At 57.7% G+C, this 16,977-nt stretch carries 17 protein-coding genes and 1 other RNA gene; 9 read left to right on the top strand and 9 right to left on the bottom strand.

Features of this window, described 5'->3' with window-relative positions; genetic code table 11:
* Positions 1 to 60: 60 nt before the first annotated feature.
* The 4 genes from asnB to KORM41_RS21155 all read right to left on the bottom strand — a co-directional run bounded on the left by asnB (position 61) and on the right by KORM41_RS21155 (position 5,242).
* Entirely contained in the window at positions 61 to 2,097 is a 2,037-nt protein-coding gene (gene asnB, locus KORM41_RS21140; RefSeq protein WP_068153316.1) for an asparagine synthase (glutamine-hydrolyzing), read from the bottom strand.
* Between the two features lie 55 nt (positions 2,098 to 2,152).
* Complete coding sequence (locus KORM41_RS21145) at positions 2,153 to 3,244, bottom strand: aspartate/ornithine carbamoyltransferase family protein (protein ID WP_068153321.1); 1,092 nt, start codon at positions 3,242 to 3,244, stop codon at positions 2,153 to 2,155.
* 109 nt (positions 3,245 to 3,353) lie between these two features.
* Positions 3,354 to 4,802, bottom strand: coding sequence for a sodium:solute symporter family protein (locus KORM41_RS21150; RefSeq protein WP_068153324.1), 1,449 nt, complete (start codon positions 4,800 to 4,802; stop codon positions 3,354 to 3,356).
* A gap of 17 nt (positions 4,803 to 4,819) precedes the next feature.
* Positions 4,820 to 5,242: a hypothetical protein gene (locus tag KORM41_RS21155; RefSeq protein WP_068153326.1), complete on the bottom strand. Its 423-nt coding sequence runs from the start codon at positions 5,240 to 5,242 to the stop codon at positions 4,820 to 4,822.
* Between the two features lie 171 nt (positions 5,243 to 5,413).
* On the opposite strand from KORM41_RS21155, the gene KORM41_RS21160 reads away from it, so the two are divergent.
* Complete coding sequence (locus KORM41_RS21160) at positions 5,414 to 6,646, top strand: Zn-dependent hydrolase (RefSeq protein WP_068153329.1); 1,233 nt, start codon at positions 5,414 to 5,416, stop codon at positions 6,644 to 6,646.
* Positions 6,647 to 6,721: 75 nt separating this feature from the next.
* Positions 6,722 to 7,201 carry a MarR family winged helix-turn-helix transcriptional regulator gene (locus tag KORM41_RS21165; RefSeq protein ID WP_068153521.1) on the top strand — a complete coding sequence of 160 codons (480 nt, stop codon included), beginning with the start codon at positions 6,722 to 6,724 and terminating at the stop codon, positions 7,199 to 7,201.
* Positions 7,202 to 7,213: 12 nt separating this feature from the next.
* Here the strand turns inward: KORM41_RS21165 and KORM41_RS21170 are convergent, their stop codons facing one another.
* Positions 7,214 to 8,185 (bottom strand): amidoligase family protein, encoded by a 972-nt coding sequence (locus tag KORM41_RS21170; protein WP_068153332.1) that lies wholly within the window; start codon positions 8,183 to 8,185, stop codon positions 7,214 to 7,216.
* Between the two features lie 83 nt (positions 8,186 to 8,268).
* Here KORM41_RS21170 and KORM41_RS21175 point away from each other — a divergent pair, with 83 nt between their 5' ends.
* The 3 genes from KORM41_RS21175 to KORM41_RS21185 all read left to right on the top strand — a co-directional run bounded on the left by KORM41_RS21175 (position 8,269) and on the right by KORM41_RS21185 (position 10,712).
* Positions 8,269 to 8,961, top strand: coding sequence for a gamma-glutamyl-gamma-aminobutyrate hydrolase family protein (locus KORM41_RS21175; RefSeq protein WP_068153335.1), 693 nt, complete (start codon positions 8,269 to 8,271; stop codon positions 8,959 to 8,961).
* A gap of 67 nt (positions 8,962 to 9,028) precedes the next feature.
* The gene (locus tag KORM41_RS21180; protein ID WP_068153337.1) at positions 9,029 to 9,343 is read left to right on the top strand and encodes an ArsR/SmtB family transcription factor; all 315 of its coding nucleotides are present in this window, start codon (positions 9,029 to 9,031) and stop codon (positions 9,341 to 9,343) included.
* A gap of 1 nt (position 9,344) precedes the next feature.
* Complete coding sequence (locus KORM41_RS21185; protein WP_068153339.1) at positions 9,345 to 10,712, top strand: pyridoxal phosphate-dependent decarboxylase family protein; 1,368 nt, start codon at positions 9,345 to 9,347, stop codon at positions 10,710 to 10,712.
* Here the strand turns inward: KORM41_RS21185 and KORM41_RS21190 are convergent.
* The 3 genes from KORM41_RS21190 to KORM41_RS21200 are packed head-to-tail and all read right to left on the bottom strand — an operon-like array spanning position 10,709 to position 13,418.
* Positions 10,709 to 11,173 carry a GNAT family N-acetyltransferase gene (locus KORM41_RS21190; RefSeq protein ID WP_068153342.1) on the bottom strand — a complete coding sequence of 155 codons (465 nt, stop codon included), beginning with the start codon at positions 11,171 to 11,173 and terminating at the stop codon, positions 10,709 to 10,711. The two genes, KORM41_RS21185 and KORM41_RS21190, sit on opposite strands and share 4 nt — an antisense overlap.
* 52 nt (positions 11,174 to 11,225) lie before the next feature.
* Complete coding sequence (locus KORM41_RS21195; protein WP_068153344.1) at positions 11,226 to 12,836, bottom strand: fumarate hydratase; 1,611 nt, start codon at positions 12,834 to 12,836, stop codon at positions 11,226 to 11,228.
* A gap of 57 nt (positions 12,837 to 12,893) precedes the next feature.
* Positions 12,894 to 13,418, bottom strand: coding sequence for an SspB family protein (locus tag KORM41_RS21200; protein WP_082720119.1), 525 nt, complete (start codon positions 13,416 to 13,418; stop codon positions 12,894 to 12,896).
* A gap of 433 nt (positions 13,419 to 13,851) precedes the next feature.
* Here KORM41_RS21200 and KORM41_RS22420 point away from each other — a divergent pair, with 433 nt between their 5' ends.
* The 3 genes from KORM41_RS22420 to KORM41_RS21215 all read left to right on the top strand — a co-directional run bounded on the left by KORM41_RS22420 (position 13,852) and on the right by KORM41_RS21215 (position 15,672).
* Positions 13,852 to 14,586: a helix-turn-helix transcriptional regulator gene (locus KORM41_RS22420; RefSeq protein WP_197421359.1), complete on the top strand. Its 735-nt coding sequence runs from the start codon at positions 13,852 to 13,854 to the stop codon at positions 14,584 to 14,586.
* 112 nt (positions 14,587 to 14,698) lie between these two features.
* Entirely contained in the window at positions 14,699 to 15,334 is a 636-nt protein-coding gene (locus tag KORM41_RS21210; RefSeq protein WP_068153355.1) for an acyl-homoserine-lactone synthase, read from the top strand.
* Positions 15,331 to 15,672 (top strand): hypothetical protein, encoded by a 342-nt coding sequence (locus KORM41_RS21215; RefSeq protein WP_068153357.1) that lies wholly within the window; start codon positions 15,331 to 15,333, stop codon positions 15,670 to 15,672. Before KORM41_RS21210 ends, KORM41_RS21215 begins: the two co-directional genes overlap by 4 nt.
* 210 nt (positions 15,673 to 15,882) lie before the next feature.
* Here KORM41_RS21215 and ssrA read toward each other — a convergent pair.
* Positions 15,883 to 16,269, bottom strand: a transfer-messenger RNA (tmRNA) gene (ssrA, locus tag KORM41_RS21220).
* A gap of 101 nt (positions 16,270 to 16,370) precedes the next feature.
* Here ssrA and KORM41_RS21225 point away from each other — a divergent pair.
* Positions 16,371 to 16,961, top strand: coding sequence for a hypothetical protein (locus KORM41_RS21225; protein WP_068153359.1), 591 nt, complete (start codon positions 16,371 to 16,373; stop codon positions 16,959 to 16,961).
* The last annotated feature ends 16 nt before the right edge of the window (positions 16,962 to 16,977 follow it).

Genomic DNA, 16,977 nt, shown 5'->3' on the forward strand with positions numbered 1-16,977 from the left:
AAGGCGCCAGCCGCGTGGCGGACGCCTTTCCCTGAAGCCTGTCCTGATCAGGCTTAAAACTTAGCCTGCAGCCTTGATGTTGGCCTCTGCGGTCCAGCCCAGCTCCTTCGCCTTGGCTTCCGCCAGCGCCGGTACATCCGTCGACACGAAATGGCGATACAGCATCTGGACACCCAGCATATGGTTGATCACGGCGTCCAGCTGCACCTTGCGGGCGCGGGCTGTGTTGTCGCTTTGCGCTTCCGCGATCAGGCCTTTTACGGCTGCGGCGTCCAACAGGCCGCTTTCAGCCACGGCGCTTTCGCTCAGGTGCTCATCCGCCAGCGCCATCATGGCATTCCATTTGTCCTTGTTGATGGTGGCCGGTGGGGCCATGAAGGCGAATTTTTCGCGCTCATACAGGGTTTTCGGCAGAAGGCCCTTCATGGCTTCCTTCAGGACATATTTTTCCTTGCGGTCCTTGATGCGGTGAAGCGGCGGGATGCGTGTTGCCATTTCCGCCAGATGGTGATCAAGGAACGCCGGGCGGGCCTCCATGGAATTGGCCATGTCCACCCGGTCGCCGCCCCAGGTCAGAATCTGGCCTTCAAGCATGGTTTTGGACCAGACATATTGCGCCCGGTCGAGCGGATGGCGGCCATCCAGCTTGGTGCGGTCCAGCTTTTCGGCAATGGCGAAGCCGGGCTTATAGTCAGCCAACAGGGCTGCGCGGTCCTGGTTCAGGACGCCGCGGGCCGTGTCCTCGCACGACAGCCAAGGCTGCAGGCAGCTTGGCGTGAAGCCCACGCGGTCCGTCAGATACAGGTCGTCATGTTCTTCTTCCGCCAGCATGGCGCCTTTGAACAGCGCGTTGCTTTCGCCCAACATGGATTCCCAGCGCTTGCGCTCGCCCGCGTCCATATCGTCCAGGCCATGCAGGAACAGGTCGCGCCGGAAGCTTGGGTAGCCCGCGAACAGCTCGTCTGAGCCTTCGCCGGTGACCACCACCTTGTAGCCCGCGTCGCGGACATGCTGGCTCATCAGATATTTGGCGACGGCAAGCGTGTTATAAATGGTGCGCTCCGCGTGCCAGACTGTCTTTTCAAAGTGCCCATAAAGCTGGTTGGCATCGAGCCGCAGGATATCCTGGTCCGCCCCTGTGGCGGCGGCCATTTCCTGCGCGATGGGCGTTTCGTCATAGGCTTTGTCAGTAAAGCCGATGGTGAAGGCCTTCACCGGGTCCTGCCGCATGGCGGCCGAAAGGCCCAGGATGGAGCAGCTGTCCACCCCGCCAGACAGGTAGCAGCCAACAGGCACGTCGGCTTCAAGGCGCAGGCGCACGGCTTCGGTCAGGCCCTCACGAACCGCCTCAATGCTCTCAGCTTCGTCCTTGGGGCCTTTGTGGAAGTCGGCTTCCGGGAATTCGAAATCCCAATAGGGGCGGTCCTCCACCTGATAGCCAAGGCCCTGGCGGCGGAAGGTGACGATATGGCCGGGCTTCACCTGGTGAATGCCCTCGTACGGCGTGGTGCCGGGCACCATCACCTGCATCAGCTGGTGCAAGAGGCCCTCGTTGTTGAAGCGGCGCGGCACTTCCGGGTGTGCCATCACCACCTTGATTTCTGAGCCGAACACAACGCCTGTGTCGCTCATGTGATAGTAAAGCGGCTTGATGCCGAACCGGTCGCGCACCAGATGGAGCGCGTCTTCTTTTGCGTCATAGAGCGCGAAAGCAAACTCACCCCTGAGGCGCCGAAGGGTCTCCTCCATGCCGAAGCGTGGATAAAGGTGCAGGATGATCTCGCTATCGCTTTTGGTGGCAAAGCGCGCGCCGCGGCTGGTCAGGTCCGTCCTGATGCGCTGATAGTCGTAAAATTCGCCATTGTGCGCCAGAAGCAGGCTTTCGTCTGCGCTGCGAAACGGTTGGCGGGCGCGGTTCTCATTGAGGTCGATGATCGACAGGCGTGCGTGCGAAAAGCCAACACCCTGTCCTTCCATGACTTCCACGCCGAAGCCGTCAGGCCCGCGATGGTGTTGAATAGCGGCCATGTTGGCCAGCAGTTGCGCGTTAACGGGACGGTTTTTCTCTCTGTAAAATATACCAGCAATGCCACACATTGGGGTGCCTCTTTTCTCTAAACTTGGGTCGGGTTCTGGGCTTCAGATTCGGGTGTCAGACCACGTCCATCACCATGCCGGTTCGCTGCACGATGCAGGTCAAAAGGGCCATGCGCATGAACACAGCGCCGCGCGCCTGCGCGAAATACCAGTTGTGGGGCGTGCTATCGAGCGAGGTGGAAAGTTCTTCGCCGCGCGCCAGTGGGTGCAAAATAATGCTGCCTTCCTTGAGCGGGGAATTTTCATCCAGCTTCAGGCTCTCGCCCATCACCTCGAAGCCGTCCTCAACCCAGGCAATGGCGTTGATGTAAACCACGTCCAGCTCTGGCAGTTCGGCGTTCAGGTCATTGGTTTCGCGAATTCGCAGGCCTTCGCGCACCAGGTTTTCCTTCTGTTCGGGGGCCCAGATGTCGCCGTCCTTGTCGTCATGGATCACCACGACTTCCTCAAAGGATTTGGAAAAACGGGACAGCAGCGTCAGCAGGCTTCTGACCGTACGCATGCGGGACGGAACGCCCACAATGCCGATCCTGATCTTGTTTTCAGGCTCTTCTTCCAGCAGCTCAGGCTTCCATTTCATGATGGCATACAGGTCTGCGAGCGCCTGGGTCGGGTGCTCATCCATGCCGTTGCCCGCATTGATGATGGGAATGCGCAGGCTGTTCATCATCTCCATCACTGACGATTCCGCATTGTCGCGCAGCACGACGCAGTCGCCATAATTGTTGAACATTTCCGCCACGTCGGAAAGGCTTTCGCCTTTTGCGATGCCGGTTGTTGAGCGGTCGGTGATCGACATGATGTCGCCGCCCAGCCGGTGCCAGGCGCTTTCAAACGACAGCCGCGTGCGCGTGGATGGCTCATAGAAGGCGCTGATAAGAAGCTTGCCGGAAAGCGGCTTCATCGGCGTGGCGAAGCGGTCCGGGTTGGCTTCATACTTCGCCGCCAGGCGGAAAAGTTGCGTGAGTAAGGGGCGTTCGAACTGAGCCGCCGACGCCACATGATTGTTCGACAGCGTCAGCAAATATTCATGCTCCTCCTGCACGGCGCGCAGAAGCCCTTTTGGGTGCGCACTGCCGTATACATCGGGGCCTTGAGGCTCGAACGAGGCCGCGCCTTCAAAGATTGCTTTTTCTGCGCCTACCATAGCGACTTCTCCTTCACGTCACGCCAGACAAGATAAATAAGAACAAAGGGTGCCACGGTGGTCAGGGCCAATGCTGGCCAGACCAGGGCGGCAAGCCCTGCGGCGGAAATCATGATGTCTCTCCGTTGGATTGAGGGGAGTGCGAGCCCGTCAGAAGGGCCCAATCGAATGTTGGTTTGGTGCGGATCGCAAGCAGCATCACCAGCATCGAGACGGCAGCGGACACAAGCGCCGCGACATAGAAACCGATTGTGAAATAAGCGATCAGCCCGCTTCCCGTGCCCAGAACCATGGCAGCGGACGCCAGCACGCCGTTGCCGCGCCGGTTCAGAAGCCCCACGGCGATGGGCCAGATGGTGCTGGCGACAAAAGCGCCGGTGAAATGCAGCAGCGAGCCAAGCGTTGCCATCTTTGGCACGCTCAGGATCCAGGTGACGGCGCCAAGGCCAAGCACGATCCAGACGGCAGCTTTCCTGAGTTCCGCGTCGGTTGCGTTCTTGCGGATATGGCCTTTGTAGATGTCCTTTACGATCAGGTCGCTGGTGGCTGCCAAGACGCTGTCGAGGCTGGAGGCAAGGGCGGCGAACACCACCACAAACACCAGGATTGCGCCGGCAAGGCCAAACAGTTTCCCGGCCACAAGCGGCGCTACCATGTCAGGTGACGGTACATTGATGCCAAGGGCGGGGGCTGCAAGCGCGATAAAGCCCGCCACAACCGGGATCGGCAGCCAGAAGAGGCCCGCCAGCGCATAGGCGCGGAAGCCCACGCCGGGCGCAAACGCGAAGGCGCGAGACCACCAGACGTTCGAATGGAAAATCTCGCCTACCCCGAAGAATAGGTTGTTAAAGAGGAACATGATGGACGCCGGCAGCAGCAGGTTCAGCAGCTCTGGCCGTTCGGCTTCAAGCTGTGCGTGGATGGCGTCGAACCCCACTTCGTTGATCACGAGGACCGCGAGGATCACAACGCCAACAAGGATCAGGATGGTCTGGACAAAGTCTGTCCCGATCACGGCCTTGAGCCCGCCGAAGACGGTATAGAGCGTACAGACCACCACGATCACGGTCATGCCGTAAGCATAGGGAATACCAGCAAGCGCATTGATCAAAAGCCCGCCTGCCATGCCAAGGCTGATCAGCCAGCCCAGGCTGTAGAAAAAGCTGATCACCAGGAAAATCCGCCAGGCCGTATTGCCATAGCGCAGGCGGATGAAATCACCGCTGGTGAAGCCGTGCGGCATCATGGTGCGGATACGGCGGGCAAGCGGTGCAAACAGCATCAGGCCCACGGCACCAAGGCTGTAGCCCACCATGCCCCAGATGCCCAGCTGGTAGGCCAGTTGCGGCGCGGTCATTGTGGTGTTTGACGTGACCCATGTGGCCATGGCGGTGGCCACGGCAAAGCCCATCCCGACTTTCCGGCCCGCCAGCATATAGTCATCAAGCGTGTCGTTCTTGCGCCCGAGCCACCAACCAAGCCAGACCCAAAGAAGGGAGAAGGCTGCGATGATGAACCAGGCAATAGAGGCGGGCATGACGGTATCTGTATTAAGCATATTGGGATTCCCGGGCCTTAGGCTGCGGTCTGATTCTCATGGGCATCTACGTCACGCCCGCCTTTGATGAGCAGGACAGTGAGCGCGATGAACATTGCGGCACCAATGGCAAAAAAGGCCCAGGCGCGCGCCAGGGGATGGTGCTCCACCGTTACAACAACAGGGGCGCCAACGCTGGCGCCGTCCGCTGTCAGCTGAAACTCATAGGTGCCGTCGGGCCGCCCGCTCAGCGTCGTGGCCCGGTCACCACCCGTATACAGAGTGCGCCAACCTTGGCTTGTTTTTTCTTTGAGTTCGAAGGTGTTCCCTGCCGCGTCAGGCCAGGCCAGTGTGACATATCCCGCGTTGGTGCCATCGTCAGCGATGGTGAGTCCAGCAGCAATAGCGGATGAATTCGGGACCAAGATAGCGGCCAGAATTATTATAGCACGAAATAGCATGTCGGGATTTTTTCTGAAGACCTTCTTTTAAAACACGGTTTTATATCGGTTTATAGCGTTTCAGTGTGAAGACACTAGTTTATAAATGTTTTGAATTCAAATCAAATATATTTAAGATCAGCCCAACCGGTCGCGGATGCCGCCGGTTCAGTGAAACAGAAAGGATAATGAATGCCAAATATTTCAGTTCAAAGAATTGAAGATGATCTGCTCGCGCTTGCCAAGTTCGGCTTCAACGAGGCAGACAAAGGCATTTACCGGCAGGGTTTCACCGATATCGATATGGAGGCCCGCGCCTGGGTCATGAAGAAAATGGATGGCCTGGGGATGACCACCCGCATGGATGGGGCTGGCAATATCATCGGGCGGTATGGCCCGGCTGACAAGCCGGCTGTGATGGTGGGCTCGCACCTGGACAGCGTGCCGGCGGGCGGCATTTTTGACGGTTCGCTGGGCGTGATGGCCGGTATTGAATGCATCCGCGTTATCCAGGAAAATGATATCAAGCTCGATTATCCGGTAGAGATTGTCGGCACCAGCGAAGAAGAAGGGCGCTTTGGCGGCATGCTGGGTGCGCAGGCGCTGGCGGGCTGCCTGACGCCGGACTGGCTGGACAGCGCGCGCGACGCGGGCGGTGTTCTGCTGAAGGACGCGATGGCCGCACATGGGCTCAACCATCTGGATGCGCTGCATGCCTACCGGGATAAATCAGATCTCAAGGCCTTTATTGAATTGCATGTGGAGCAGGGCCCCGTATTGGAAGCGAGCGACAAGTCCATCGGCGTGGTTGAAGGCATCTCGGGTGTATTCAAATGGATGGTAAGGCTGATCGGCAAGGCGGACCATGCCGGCACCGCCCCAATGGACATGCGCTCTGACGCCTTCCTGGGGCTGGCGGACTTCGCCCATGAGATCCAGCGAATCATCGACGAAGAGGGCACAGACCGGTCGCGCATCACCATCGGGCACGTGGAGTTGAAGCCCGGTTTTCCCCATACTGTGCCGGGGGAGGTGGATTTTACCATCGTGGGCCGGGACCTGGATGCGGATGTCATGAAGGGGCTGGCAAATGCCTGCCAAAGGGTATTGTCCGCTATCGCGCGCAAACACCGCCTGAAATTTGAATATGAGCAAATGAGCTGGCTGGAGCCGCAATATTGCTCGGAAAAGATTGTCGACATGATTGACGCGCACGCCAAGAAGCGCGGGTACAGCCATTTGCGCATGCCTTCCGGCGCGGGGCATGACGTGCAGTTTCTGGCACGTGTAACCCATGCCGGGCTGATTTTTGTGCCCAGCGTCAATGGTGTCTCTCACGCACCGGATGAATGGACCCACTGGGTAGATGTGGAACGTGGGGCGAACCTTCTTCTGGACTGTGTGATCGATCTGGCGACTGACTAGGAGGGAGCAATGGATTGCACTGGAAGGAAATTACCGTTACATCGTCAATCTGACAGCAATTTGCGCGAGCAGCTTATGAGCGATTACGACGATATCCTGGTTTCCATCCGCCGGATCACCCGGGCGATTGATTTGCAGTCGAAGCAACTGGTCAAACAGACCGGGCTGACGGCACCCCAACTGGTGGTGATGATGGCCATCCGCAAGGAGGGCCGGGCGTCTCCCAGCACTGTGGCGCGCGAAGTTGCGCTCAGCCAGGCAACCATCACGTCGATCCTTGACCGGCTGGAAAAAGCAGGGCTTGTGCGGCGGGAGCGCAGCGAAAGCGACAAGCGCATTGTCTATGCCTGCTTGACTGCCGACGGCCAGAAGCGCCTGGAGGAAGCGCCGGAGCTTCTGCAGGCAGGATTCCTGCGGCAGTATAGGAAGCTTGAAGACTGGGAGCGCACGATGCTCGTATCATCGCTGCAGCGGGTTGCCGCCATGATGGATGCGAAAGACCTGGATGCCTCCCCGATCCTCGATATTGGCGAGATTGTGCAAAGCGACAAATAGTCGGGGCTTTGCCTAACCCTCTCGCCACTCGGACAGGAAACTACTGCTGGCCTCAAGCCACTTGCGCGGCGGCGTGTCCGTGAAAAGCTCAGCGAGCCCTGTTAGGGCGTCGGCATCACCCGCCAGCTTTTCCACAAGCAACCAACGGTCCCATTCCTGCCCGATGGACCAGTCGGGCGAGGACAGGCGCGCTTCGGGCAGCCTGTAGTGATAGGTGGGGCGTGGTTTGATCCTGGGATCGTTCACCCTTTTCCTGACGCGCTCTTCATCCAGGTGGGCAAAAAGCGGCAGCATGTCCAGTTCCCGGTTTCGGGTGGCATTCTCATCCAGATAATCGTCAATCAGCTGGTTTAGGTCCGGCGTATAGTCCGCCCGCGTGGCATGCTTTACATAGGACACGGGAAACGGATCGATATAAGGCAGGGCCTTGCGGGCCAGGTCTATGCCGATCTGGTCCCTTAGCCATGCAGACATCAGCATATAGGCCTTGAAGGTTGGCAATATGGCTGCCACGTCCTTGCCTGTCACTTCAGGGTTGAGGTGCAGCCCGAAAGCAAAAAGCGGGCTGCCGGAACTGTCCTTTGCGCCTGCCTGCCTGAGGGCGTCGACCAACTTGTCCATGCCCGGCAAGCTGCTGACGGGAATAGGCGGGCTGACAATCTCCGTGGGCACGAGGCCTTCGCTGGCGCTGCCGATGAGGCGTCTGATTTCAATGCCCAGCTCTTCGCTTGCGGCCTCCAGCGCCTCCTGCAGGGGATTGTTGCCAGCCTTGACGAACTGCGTGTCCAGCTCGACATCGATATCGCCCAGTTCGGTTTCTTCCACTGTCCAGAAATAGAGGTCTGTCTGCTTTGGTTCTCCGCCCAGCGCGCTGGCAACCACGTCGGCCGCCTGATCTGGCGTCAGCCCGGCAAACTCGATTTCCACGCCTATCTTGCGAGAGGATTTTTCGCCTGTGTCGTTCGGTGCAGCGGACTTGTTCATGGGCGCGTGCGGGTGCTCCTTTTGGGTGCGTTTTGTCGTTGGCTGGTTTCTGTGTATCCTAACGGGAATGAACAGGAGATGCCATGACTAAGCCGAAAAAGCCTGTGATCGGTGTCACTTGCTCTAATCGCGGTAGTTGGTCCAGTTGGATTTTCAATCGTTTCGCTATCTGGCGCGCGGGCGGCGTTGCCGTTAAAAGCCAGCCGCGGAGCCCGGCAGACGTGGACGAGTTGGATGGATTGGTGATCGGCGGCGGCGACGATATTGGCGCCACGCTATATGGTGGTGAGGTATCGCTGACCATCCGACCTGACCCGGAACGCGATGAACTTGAGCGGACAATGCTTGATAAGGCGCTGAAGCGCGGTTTGCCGGTTCTGGGCATCTGCCGGGGCTATCAACTGATCAATGTGCGGTTCGGCGGCACGCTGATCCAGGATATCAGAAGCGCCTATGAGGGCGCGCCGAAGGGGCGGATACTCCTGCCGCTCAGGTCTGTCAAAATGGTGGCCGGCAGCCGCCTTGCAGCCATTTTCGGGCGCGAGACCATCAAGGTGAACAGCCTTCACAGGCAGGCGGTAGACCAGATGGGGCAGGGGCTTGAGGCGGTGGCCCATGACAGGAACGGCATGGTCATGGCGCTCGAGCATTCGGAAAAGCCATTTCTTCTGGGGGTGCAGTGGCACCCAGAGTTGCTGCCATTTTCAAGGCGGCAGATAAAGCTGTTTCGTCTGCTTTGTCAGTTTGCTGCCAAGCGGAAAGCGGGCAATCGTTAGCAGAGATTTTCGATTGTTAAAAAAAAGCTGGCTTGTCTGGCTTATATCTATATAGCATATTAGCTATATGGCTAATTCATTCGATACAGAGAAAACACTAAAGGCGCTGGCGAACGACAAGCGGCTCCTGGTGATGGAACTTCTCAAGGACCCGTTGGCCAACTTCCCGCCACAAGTGGATGGCGATCTGGTTACCGACGGCGTCTGTTCCAACTGGCTCAAGGACAAGATGGGCGTTGCCCAACCCACGGCGACACGGCACCTGCAGGTGCTGGTGGATGCCGGGCTTATCATCCCCACGCGCAAGAAGGGGTGGGTGTTCTACCGCCGCGATGAAGCCTTCATCAGCGCGTTCAAGAAAAAAATCAGCGAGGAAATGTAACATGTCAGATGAATTTACAAGGCCGCTACAGGCGGCGCAGGCCTTTGCGATTGACTATCTGGAGCAGGTGGCCGATCAGCCGGTGTTTCCCACCGAAGATGCGCTTAGGAACCTTGAAGCGTTTGACGAGCCCCTTCCGCCGCACGGCTCTGCAGACCAGGAAATCCTGAGCATGCTGCACGGCAACGGAAGCCCTGCAACGGTGGCCACCATGGGTAGCCGCTATTTTGGCTTTGTCGTTGGTGGAGCACTGCCGGTTACTGTGGCGGCCAACTGGATTGCGACCGCCTGGGACCAAAGCCCATCTTCCCACATGAATTCCCCCATCGGTGTAAAACTGGAGGAGGTGGCGGGCCGGTGGCTCAGGGAGATCCTTGGCTTGCCGGATCACACGGGCATCGGCATGACGACGGGGGCGACCATGGCAAACTTCACGGGACTTGCGGCGGCAAGGCATGCGCTGCTTGAACGCGCGGGCTGGAACGTGGAAGAGCAGGGCCTTTATGGCGCACCTGAGATCAAGGTAGTGGTGTCAGAAGAGGTGCATGTGACGGTGGAAAAAGCGCTGTCGATGCTGGGCTTTGGCAAGGCGCGCGTCACCCGCGTGCCGACAGATGCCAACGGCGCAATGCTGGCGGACGCGCTGCCTGACCTGGATGCGCTTACGCTTGTATGCACGCAGGCGGGCAACGTGAATTCGGGCGCCATCGACCCCATCGGGGCCATCTGCGGCAAGGCCTTGGGGGCGGGCGCATGGGTGCATGTAGACGGCGCTTTTGGCCTGTGGGGCAAGCTTCTGGCCCGCCGGGCCGATGATTTTATCGGCATTGAGAAGGCGGATAGCCTGGCCACCGATGCCCACAAATGGCTGAACACGCCCTATGACTGCGGCATCGTGCTGACACGGCACCCGCATGACCTGCATATGGCGATGGCCACGGTCGCCCCATACTTCAAGGCGGAAGAAAGCATGGCGCCCAAGGATATGGTGCCGGAATTTTCGCGCCGGGCGCGCGGGGTTGAGGTCTGGGCTGCGCTCAGGAGCCTAGGACCTGCCGGCCTCAAGAGCATGATCGCGCGCTGCTGCGACCATGCGCAGCTGTTCGCAAAAGGGCTGGAGGCCATCGGTTTTGAGGTGCTGAATGATGTGGTACTCAATCAGGTGGTGGCCACGATCGGCACGCCTGAGGAGTTGGCGGACATCCGGGCACTGGTGGAAGCGTCTGGCGAATGCTGGTTTGGCCCTACCGTTTGGAAAGGTCGCTCAGCTATCCGGATCAGCGTCTCGTCGTGGCGCACGACGGAAGAAGATGTGGAGCGCTCACTTTCCGCCATCGCTGCGGCCAAGAATGCGATTATGGGGGACTAGCCGGGGATGTTTTCCGGCGTCCACCAGCAGACGCCTTTGATCCACACCTTGGCGCCAATGCGCTCATAGAGCCTGATGGCGCCTTCATTGTCTTCGTCGACCATCCAGCGGACGGGCACATTTTCCGCCTTGCCCAGGGCACCGACCGCCTTCAGCAATTTTGTACCGATGCCGCGCCCGCGCGCGGCCTCCACCACATAAAGGTCGTCGAGCTCCACCAGATGTGTGCCGTTCCAAATGTGAAGGCGCCGGAAGCCTGTGGCAACGCCAACAAGGTCCCCATCCAATTTGGCAATGAAGGCGAAAATCTCGGGGCTGTCGCCAGTGGCCTTCTCAATAAAAGCTTTCTTGGTGATCTTCAGATACTCAAGGCTGCCTTCATGCTCTGCCAGCGCGTGGACCAAGCCAAAAGCGCCCCCGAGGTCTTCTGGTGTTGTTGCCTGATTGATTTCGACTGCCATCTTTGTGCCCCCCAGAAAAAGATCGGGCGACCGTTTGGCCGCCCGATATGTCTTAAATATCCTTGAAGAAGTCGTTGCCCTTGTCGTCGACCACAATGAAGGCCGGGAAGTCTTCAACTTCGATCTTCCACACGGCTTCCATGCCCAGGTCTTCGAAATCGAGCACCTCAACCTTACGGATATTGTCTTTGGCGAGCGCCGCCGCCGGGCCGCCGATGGACCCGAGATAGAAGCCGCCGTTCTCATGACACGCCTTGGTAACGTCCTTGGACCGGTTGCCCTTGGCGAGGCTGATCATGCTGCCGCCCAGCTTCTGGAACGGGCCGACATAGCTGTCCATCCGGCCGGCGGTGGTTGGGCCAAACGAGCCAGAGGCATAGCCTTCCGGCGTTTTGGCAGGGCCCGCGTAATAGATGATGTGGTCTTTGAAGTAGGCAGGCATTTCTGCGCCGTCCTCGATCATTTTCTGGACGCGGGCGTGCGCCAGGTCGCGCGCCACAACAATCGTGCCGGTGAGGCTGAGGCGGGTTTTGATCGGATACTGCGTCAGTTCCGCCAGAATATCCGCCATCGGGCGGTTGAGGTCGATTTTCACCACTTCGTCTGACAGATGTTCGTCCGTTACCTCAGGCTGGTATTTGGCCGGGTCGGTTTCAAGCTGCTCAAGGAAAATGCCGTCCTTGGTGATCTTGCCTTTGGCCTGGCGGTCAGCCGAGCAGGATACGCCGATGCCCACAGGCAGGCTGGCGCCGTGGCGCGGCAGGCGGATGACCCGCACGTCATGACAGAAATATTTGCCGCCGAACTGCGCGCCAATGCCCAGGTTCTGGGTCATCTTGTGGATCTGTTTTTCCATTTCCACGTCGCGGAAAGCGCGGCCGCTTTCGTCACCTGTGGTTGGCAGGTTGTCATAGTAGCGCGCGCTGGCTTTCTTCACCGTCGCCAGGTTCTGTTCTGCCGACAGGCCGCCGATCACGATGGCAAGGTGGTAAGGCGGGCAGGCCGCCGTGCCAAGGGTTTTGATCTTTTCCTCCAGGAAGGCCAGCATTTTGTCTTCGCGAAGGCTTGCCGGCGTCTGCTGATACAGGAACGTCTTATTCGCACTTCCGCCACCCTTGGCCATAAAGAGGAACTTATATTCATTGCCTTCAGTCGCGTAGATATCGATCTGCGCCGGGGTGTTGTTCTTGGTGTTGACCTCTTTGTACATGGAAAGAGGCGCCATCTGGCTGTAGCGCAGGTTGGTCTCCGTGTAGGTGCGCATCACGCCTTTCGTCAGCGGTGCGCCGTCGTCGCCCGACGTCCAGACATGCTGGCCCTTGGTGCCTACGATGATGGCTGTGCCGGTGTCCTGGCAGGACGGTAACACACGCCCTGCGGCGATATTGGCATTCTTCAAGAGTTCCTTGGCGACGAAACGGTCGTTCTCGGACGCTTCGGGATCCTTCAGGATATCCGCCAGTTGCTGCAGGTGACCGGGGCGCAAGAGATGCGCGATATCGGCCATGGCTTCCTTAGCCAGAAGTTCGAGGCCTTCGTCCTCGACCTTCAAGATCGTACGGCCGTCCACCTCGATGGAGGAAACATAATCGGATGTGATTTTCCGGTAGGGGGTGTCGTCGCCGCCCTGTTGGAACAGCTTCGTGAATGTCCAGTCGCTCATGGCTTTTTACCTTCTCCGACCCGTGGAGAGCCGGAGCTTCAATTGGGGGTTAGGGGGTTATTTTTTTCTGAAGGCGTCCAGGGTGACGACATTGTCGCCGCCGGTTTCATCCGCAACTTCAGCGCCCACAGCGCTTGCCGCCTTATCGTCGTCCTGATTGTCGGCGTCTTCATGGGGGGCGCCGTCAAATTCCGCTTCCAGGTCCTGCTCGTCCAGGTCCTCTTCGCTTTCGTCATGGAACTGAAGGGCAAACTGTACGCTTGGGTCCACAAACCCGACGACGGCAGAAAAAGGAATTTTAAGCATTTCAGGGGTCTGGTTGAACGAGAGGCCGACTTCAAAATAGTCTTCCTCAACCTTCAGGCCCCAGAATTTGTGCTGCAGCACAATGGTCATTTCCTCAGGGAAACGGCTTTTCAGGTGGCCGGGGATATCAACGCCCTCCGCCTGTGTCTTGAATGCAATGTAGAAATGATGGTCGCCTTGCAGGCCATCTTCGGCTGTTTCACGAAGGATGGTCCGAACCACACCGCGAAGCGCGTCCTGTACCTTGGCGTCGTAATCGATAAAAGTTTCTGACATGCTGGAACTCAAGCTCTTTCCCTGACAACAAAGATGCACCCTTATAAAGCTTCCCTTTCAAAGGGTGAAGGGGGAAATCGATTGTTTTTTCACCTATTTCGCAGGACTGGCCGCTTACTGCGCCAAAGTGGTTTTGCAACCTAAGCAGATTATTTGGTTGTGCGGCCCCTCCGGCGAGCGTGATGGCACCAGGCCTTGTTCGCTCTTCGCCTCAGCGCCTTTTCGCCTCGCGTTCTGCCTGTTTGAGGGGAGCAGAAAACAACCTGACGGTTAAAGCTATTTTAACTACAAGGGCGACAAATTGACGACAGCGTCACCAATATGTCTTATTGTTTGGCGCTTACCAGTAGAATTTGAAGCACGAACAGGGGGCCTTGGGCACACAATCGCGAATATGATTGGGGTGCGCCAAACAAGGCCCAGCCAGGACGAAATGAACTTACAGTATTTCCAGATGGCGCTTGATTTTATCGAGTCTTCCAAAAAGTTTCAGACTTTGGATGAACTCGGTGTTGCCTTCCATAACACGACAAAATCCCTTGGGTTTGACCATTACGCCTGTGTTTCTTGTGTTGAATTCGGGGCCCTGCCGGACGGCGCTGTGTTCCTGGCGGACTATCCGGAAGACTGGACCAAATATTATCTGGAAAACGAGTATGACCGGACGGACCGTATTCTGCAGGTTTCGCTGAAGGAACATATGCCCTTCAACTGGGACAATAATATTATCCACAAGGGTATGACGCCCGAGCAGTCCGAGATGATGTGTGAAGCGGAAGATGCGGGCCTTCTTTACGGTGTGACAGTGCCGATCCACATTGTGGGGGCCTTTCCGGGTGCTGTGAATGTGGTGGGCGAACACCGGGATGTCGACCCGGCAGCCGAACATGCCGTGCATCTGATGAGTGTGTACCTGCATGATGCGGCGTTAAGGATATCAAAAGAGGGCAAGACACCCTTGAAGCCTGTGGCAAAATTGACTCCGCGCGAAAAGGAATGTCTGCAGTGGGTGGCGGCCGGCAAAACCGACTGGGAGATCTCTTCTATCCTGTCCATCGCCGAACGAACGGTGCATACCCATGTCGAAAGCGCCAAGACGAAGCTGGGCGTGAACACCAGGGTGCAGGCCGTTGTTAAGGCCTTTCTGACCAACCTGATACACCACTAGGGATTGCATTTAACAATCTTTTGCGAAAACCTAGTCCATTCGGCTGATTTTTCAGGTGCAAATAATAAGCGATCATCGCCTCACTACCCACTATGCATGAAGGAGGTGAGTGATGATCCATGTTGTGAGTTCTGTAAACAGGGCCGACTATAGCGGCTATCTACATCAGCTTTGGCAGCAGCGTTATGATGTCTTTGTAGAGAAGATGGGATGGAGCCTGGATTGCTCAAAAGGTATGGAGCGTGACCAGTTCGACCGTCCTGATACCGTTTATCTTCTGTGCATAGATGCGAAAGGCAACCTCAAGGGGGCCATGCGCCTGTTGCCTACGGTGAAGCCACATCTGATGAGCGAGGCCTTCCCACAGTTGTGCGCTGATGGGGTGCCCCGATCAAAAACCACCTGGGAAGTATCGCGCTTCTACAGCCTGACAGGTCGTCACATGATGCTGGAACGCGACCGCACGGTTAGCGAGCTGGTATGCGGCCTGTTTGAATATGGCATCAAGGCAGGGATAGACAGTGTGACCTGCGTTGCCAGCATGGTGCTGTTCCCCACAATCCTGAAGGCTGGCTGGAATGTCACGCCGCTTGGGTTGCCGTCTGTTTCGGATGGTGAGGTAATTCTGGCGTTCAAGATTGATCTGAACGCAGCAGATTATGAAAAAGTGTGCGAAACACGCGGTATTGAGGGCAGTGTTATCAACCAAGCACCCGTCCATGAACGTGAGCTGGAGATGGCAGTATGACGCTTTACGACAATCCTCCGTTTCGTGATCGCAGCTCCCCTCTGGACGACAGCATCGGGCGTCTTCTGTTTATGTTCGGCCAACTGGAAGAGTGGCAGGTGGAAAGCATCGTCAATCGTGTCCATCGTGCGTTGCCTGTGCCTGTGGAACGCCCCAAGGAAGATGCGCCCGAGGCCAAGGCCATGGGCAGAGGCGATGTTGCCCAGCGCGGCGTTGTGCAGCTTCTCTATCTGATTGCCGCGCAGACCTATGCCGATATTCTTTTCGCGCTGACCTACGCAGAAACCCTGGCGATGATGAAGGGCGCAAATTACGAGACAGAGGGATCGGCCCACTAGGCCGGCCCAAACGAGCTCTCTTGACCTCATCCAGCAATCAGGACCGCTGGATGGGGGCATTCAACCGCCGGTGCGTGTGTGGTGACGCGCCCGGCGGTTATACTTTTCCGGGGAAGGCGCAACAGATCGGCAGGTCAAAAGGCAGTGCCGACGCACAAGGCTGAAGGGATATATTCAGCTGATACCGGCAGATTGATGCTGTTAGGGGTAAGTGGGCCGTTCTGTTGCTAGGTGGCCCAACCCCCACCTGATGGAGTCAACCATCAGGAATTTATATAAATGTAGTAGCTATGACCGCTTACGCAGCAACAGCATACTCGACGTTGTTGTCGTTAGCATTTATTTTAGGTGGCCCATCACGGCGGTGCCATCCCGGGCGAAGAGCAACATCTTTCGATACACGTCGATCCTGGTTCGCCCCCATCAGCAACGGTCTGGTGACCAAATGGCCTTGCTTTCCAGGCAAGCAGGCCGTTCCTGGTGGAGGCGCCGGGTACTGCCCCCGGGTCCGCAATAGCTACTCAATGCACCGTTTATCGCCATAGTCGCCGAAGCGACACCCTTGATATAAGCAATTGCGACATGGATTTAAAGTCCAATAAACGGTTGTTTTTATTAAATAGTACAGATTCGGGATTTTCTCGAAGCTGTGGCATAATAGGGGTCTTACGGGTCAACCCATCAGAGGAGAATGATCCATGCCTGACCAACAGCATTGGGAATGGACGGCCGAAACCGGCCCCCGCGGCAATCTGCGCGAAGCGGTTGCCCTGTTCAGTACAGAAGATGATTTGCAAGCCGCAGTGGATGACCTTGAATGCCACGGGTTCTCGAACGCTGCGGTTTCAAGACCGAAGCCGATCAAGGATATCGAGGCAGCGGTTCACCATCCGGTAAATTCCATACAGGAACTGGAAGATGACGCCAGTGTCCCGCGTGAGGCCTATATCGACAAGGACAGCCGCTCAAGCGGCATGATGGTGATGATTGTGGTGCCTGTTTATGTCCTGTTGCTTGCAGGCGCCGGCATTGCAGCCGGCCACGGGCTTGCGACATGGGAAGCCGTCGTGCTTACTGTGGGCCTTGGGCTTATCGGCATGCTGGGTGGCGGTTATTACGCCATGCGTTATGCGCGCCGTGCCAGTGAGCGGGTCCGGGAGGAGCAGGCCCGGGGTGGGCTCCTTTTGTGGGTGCGTACAGGCAGCCGGGCACAGGAAGACCGCGCGCTTGAGATCCTCAGGCGGCATGCGGGCAGGGATGTGCATCTGCACGGCCCCGCTATCCATTAGCCTTAAGCCACCAACA

The organism is Kordiimonas lipolytica, from assembly GCF_001550065.1.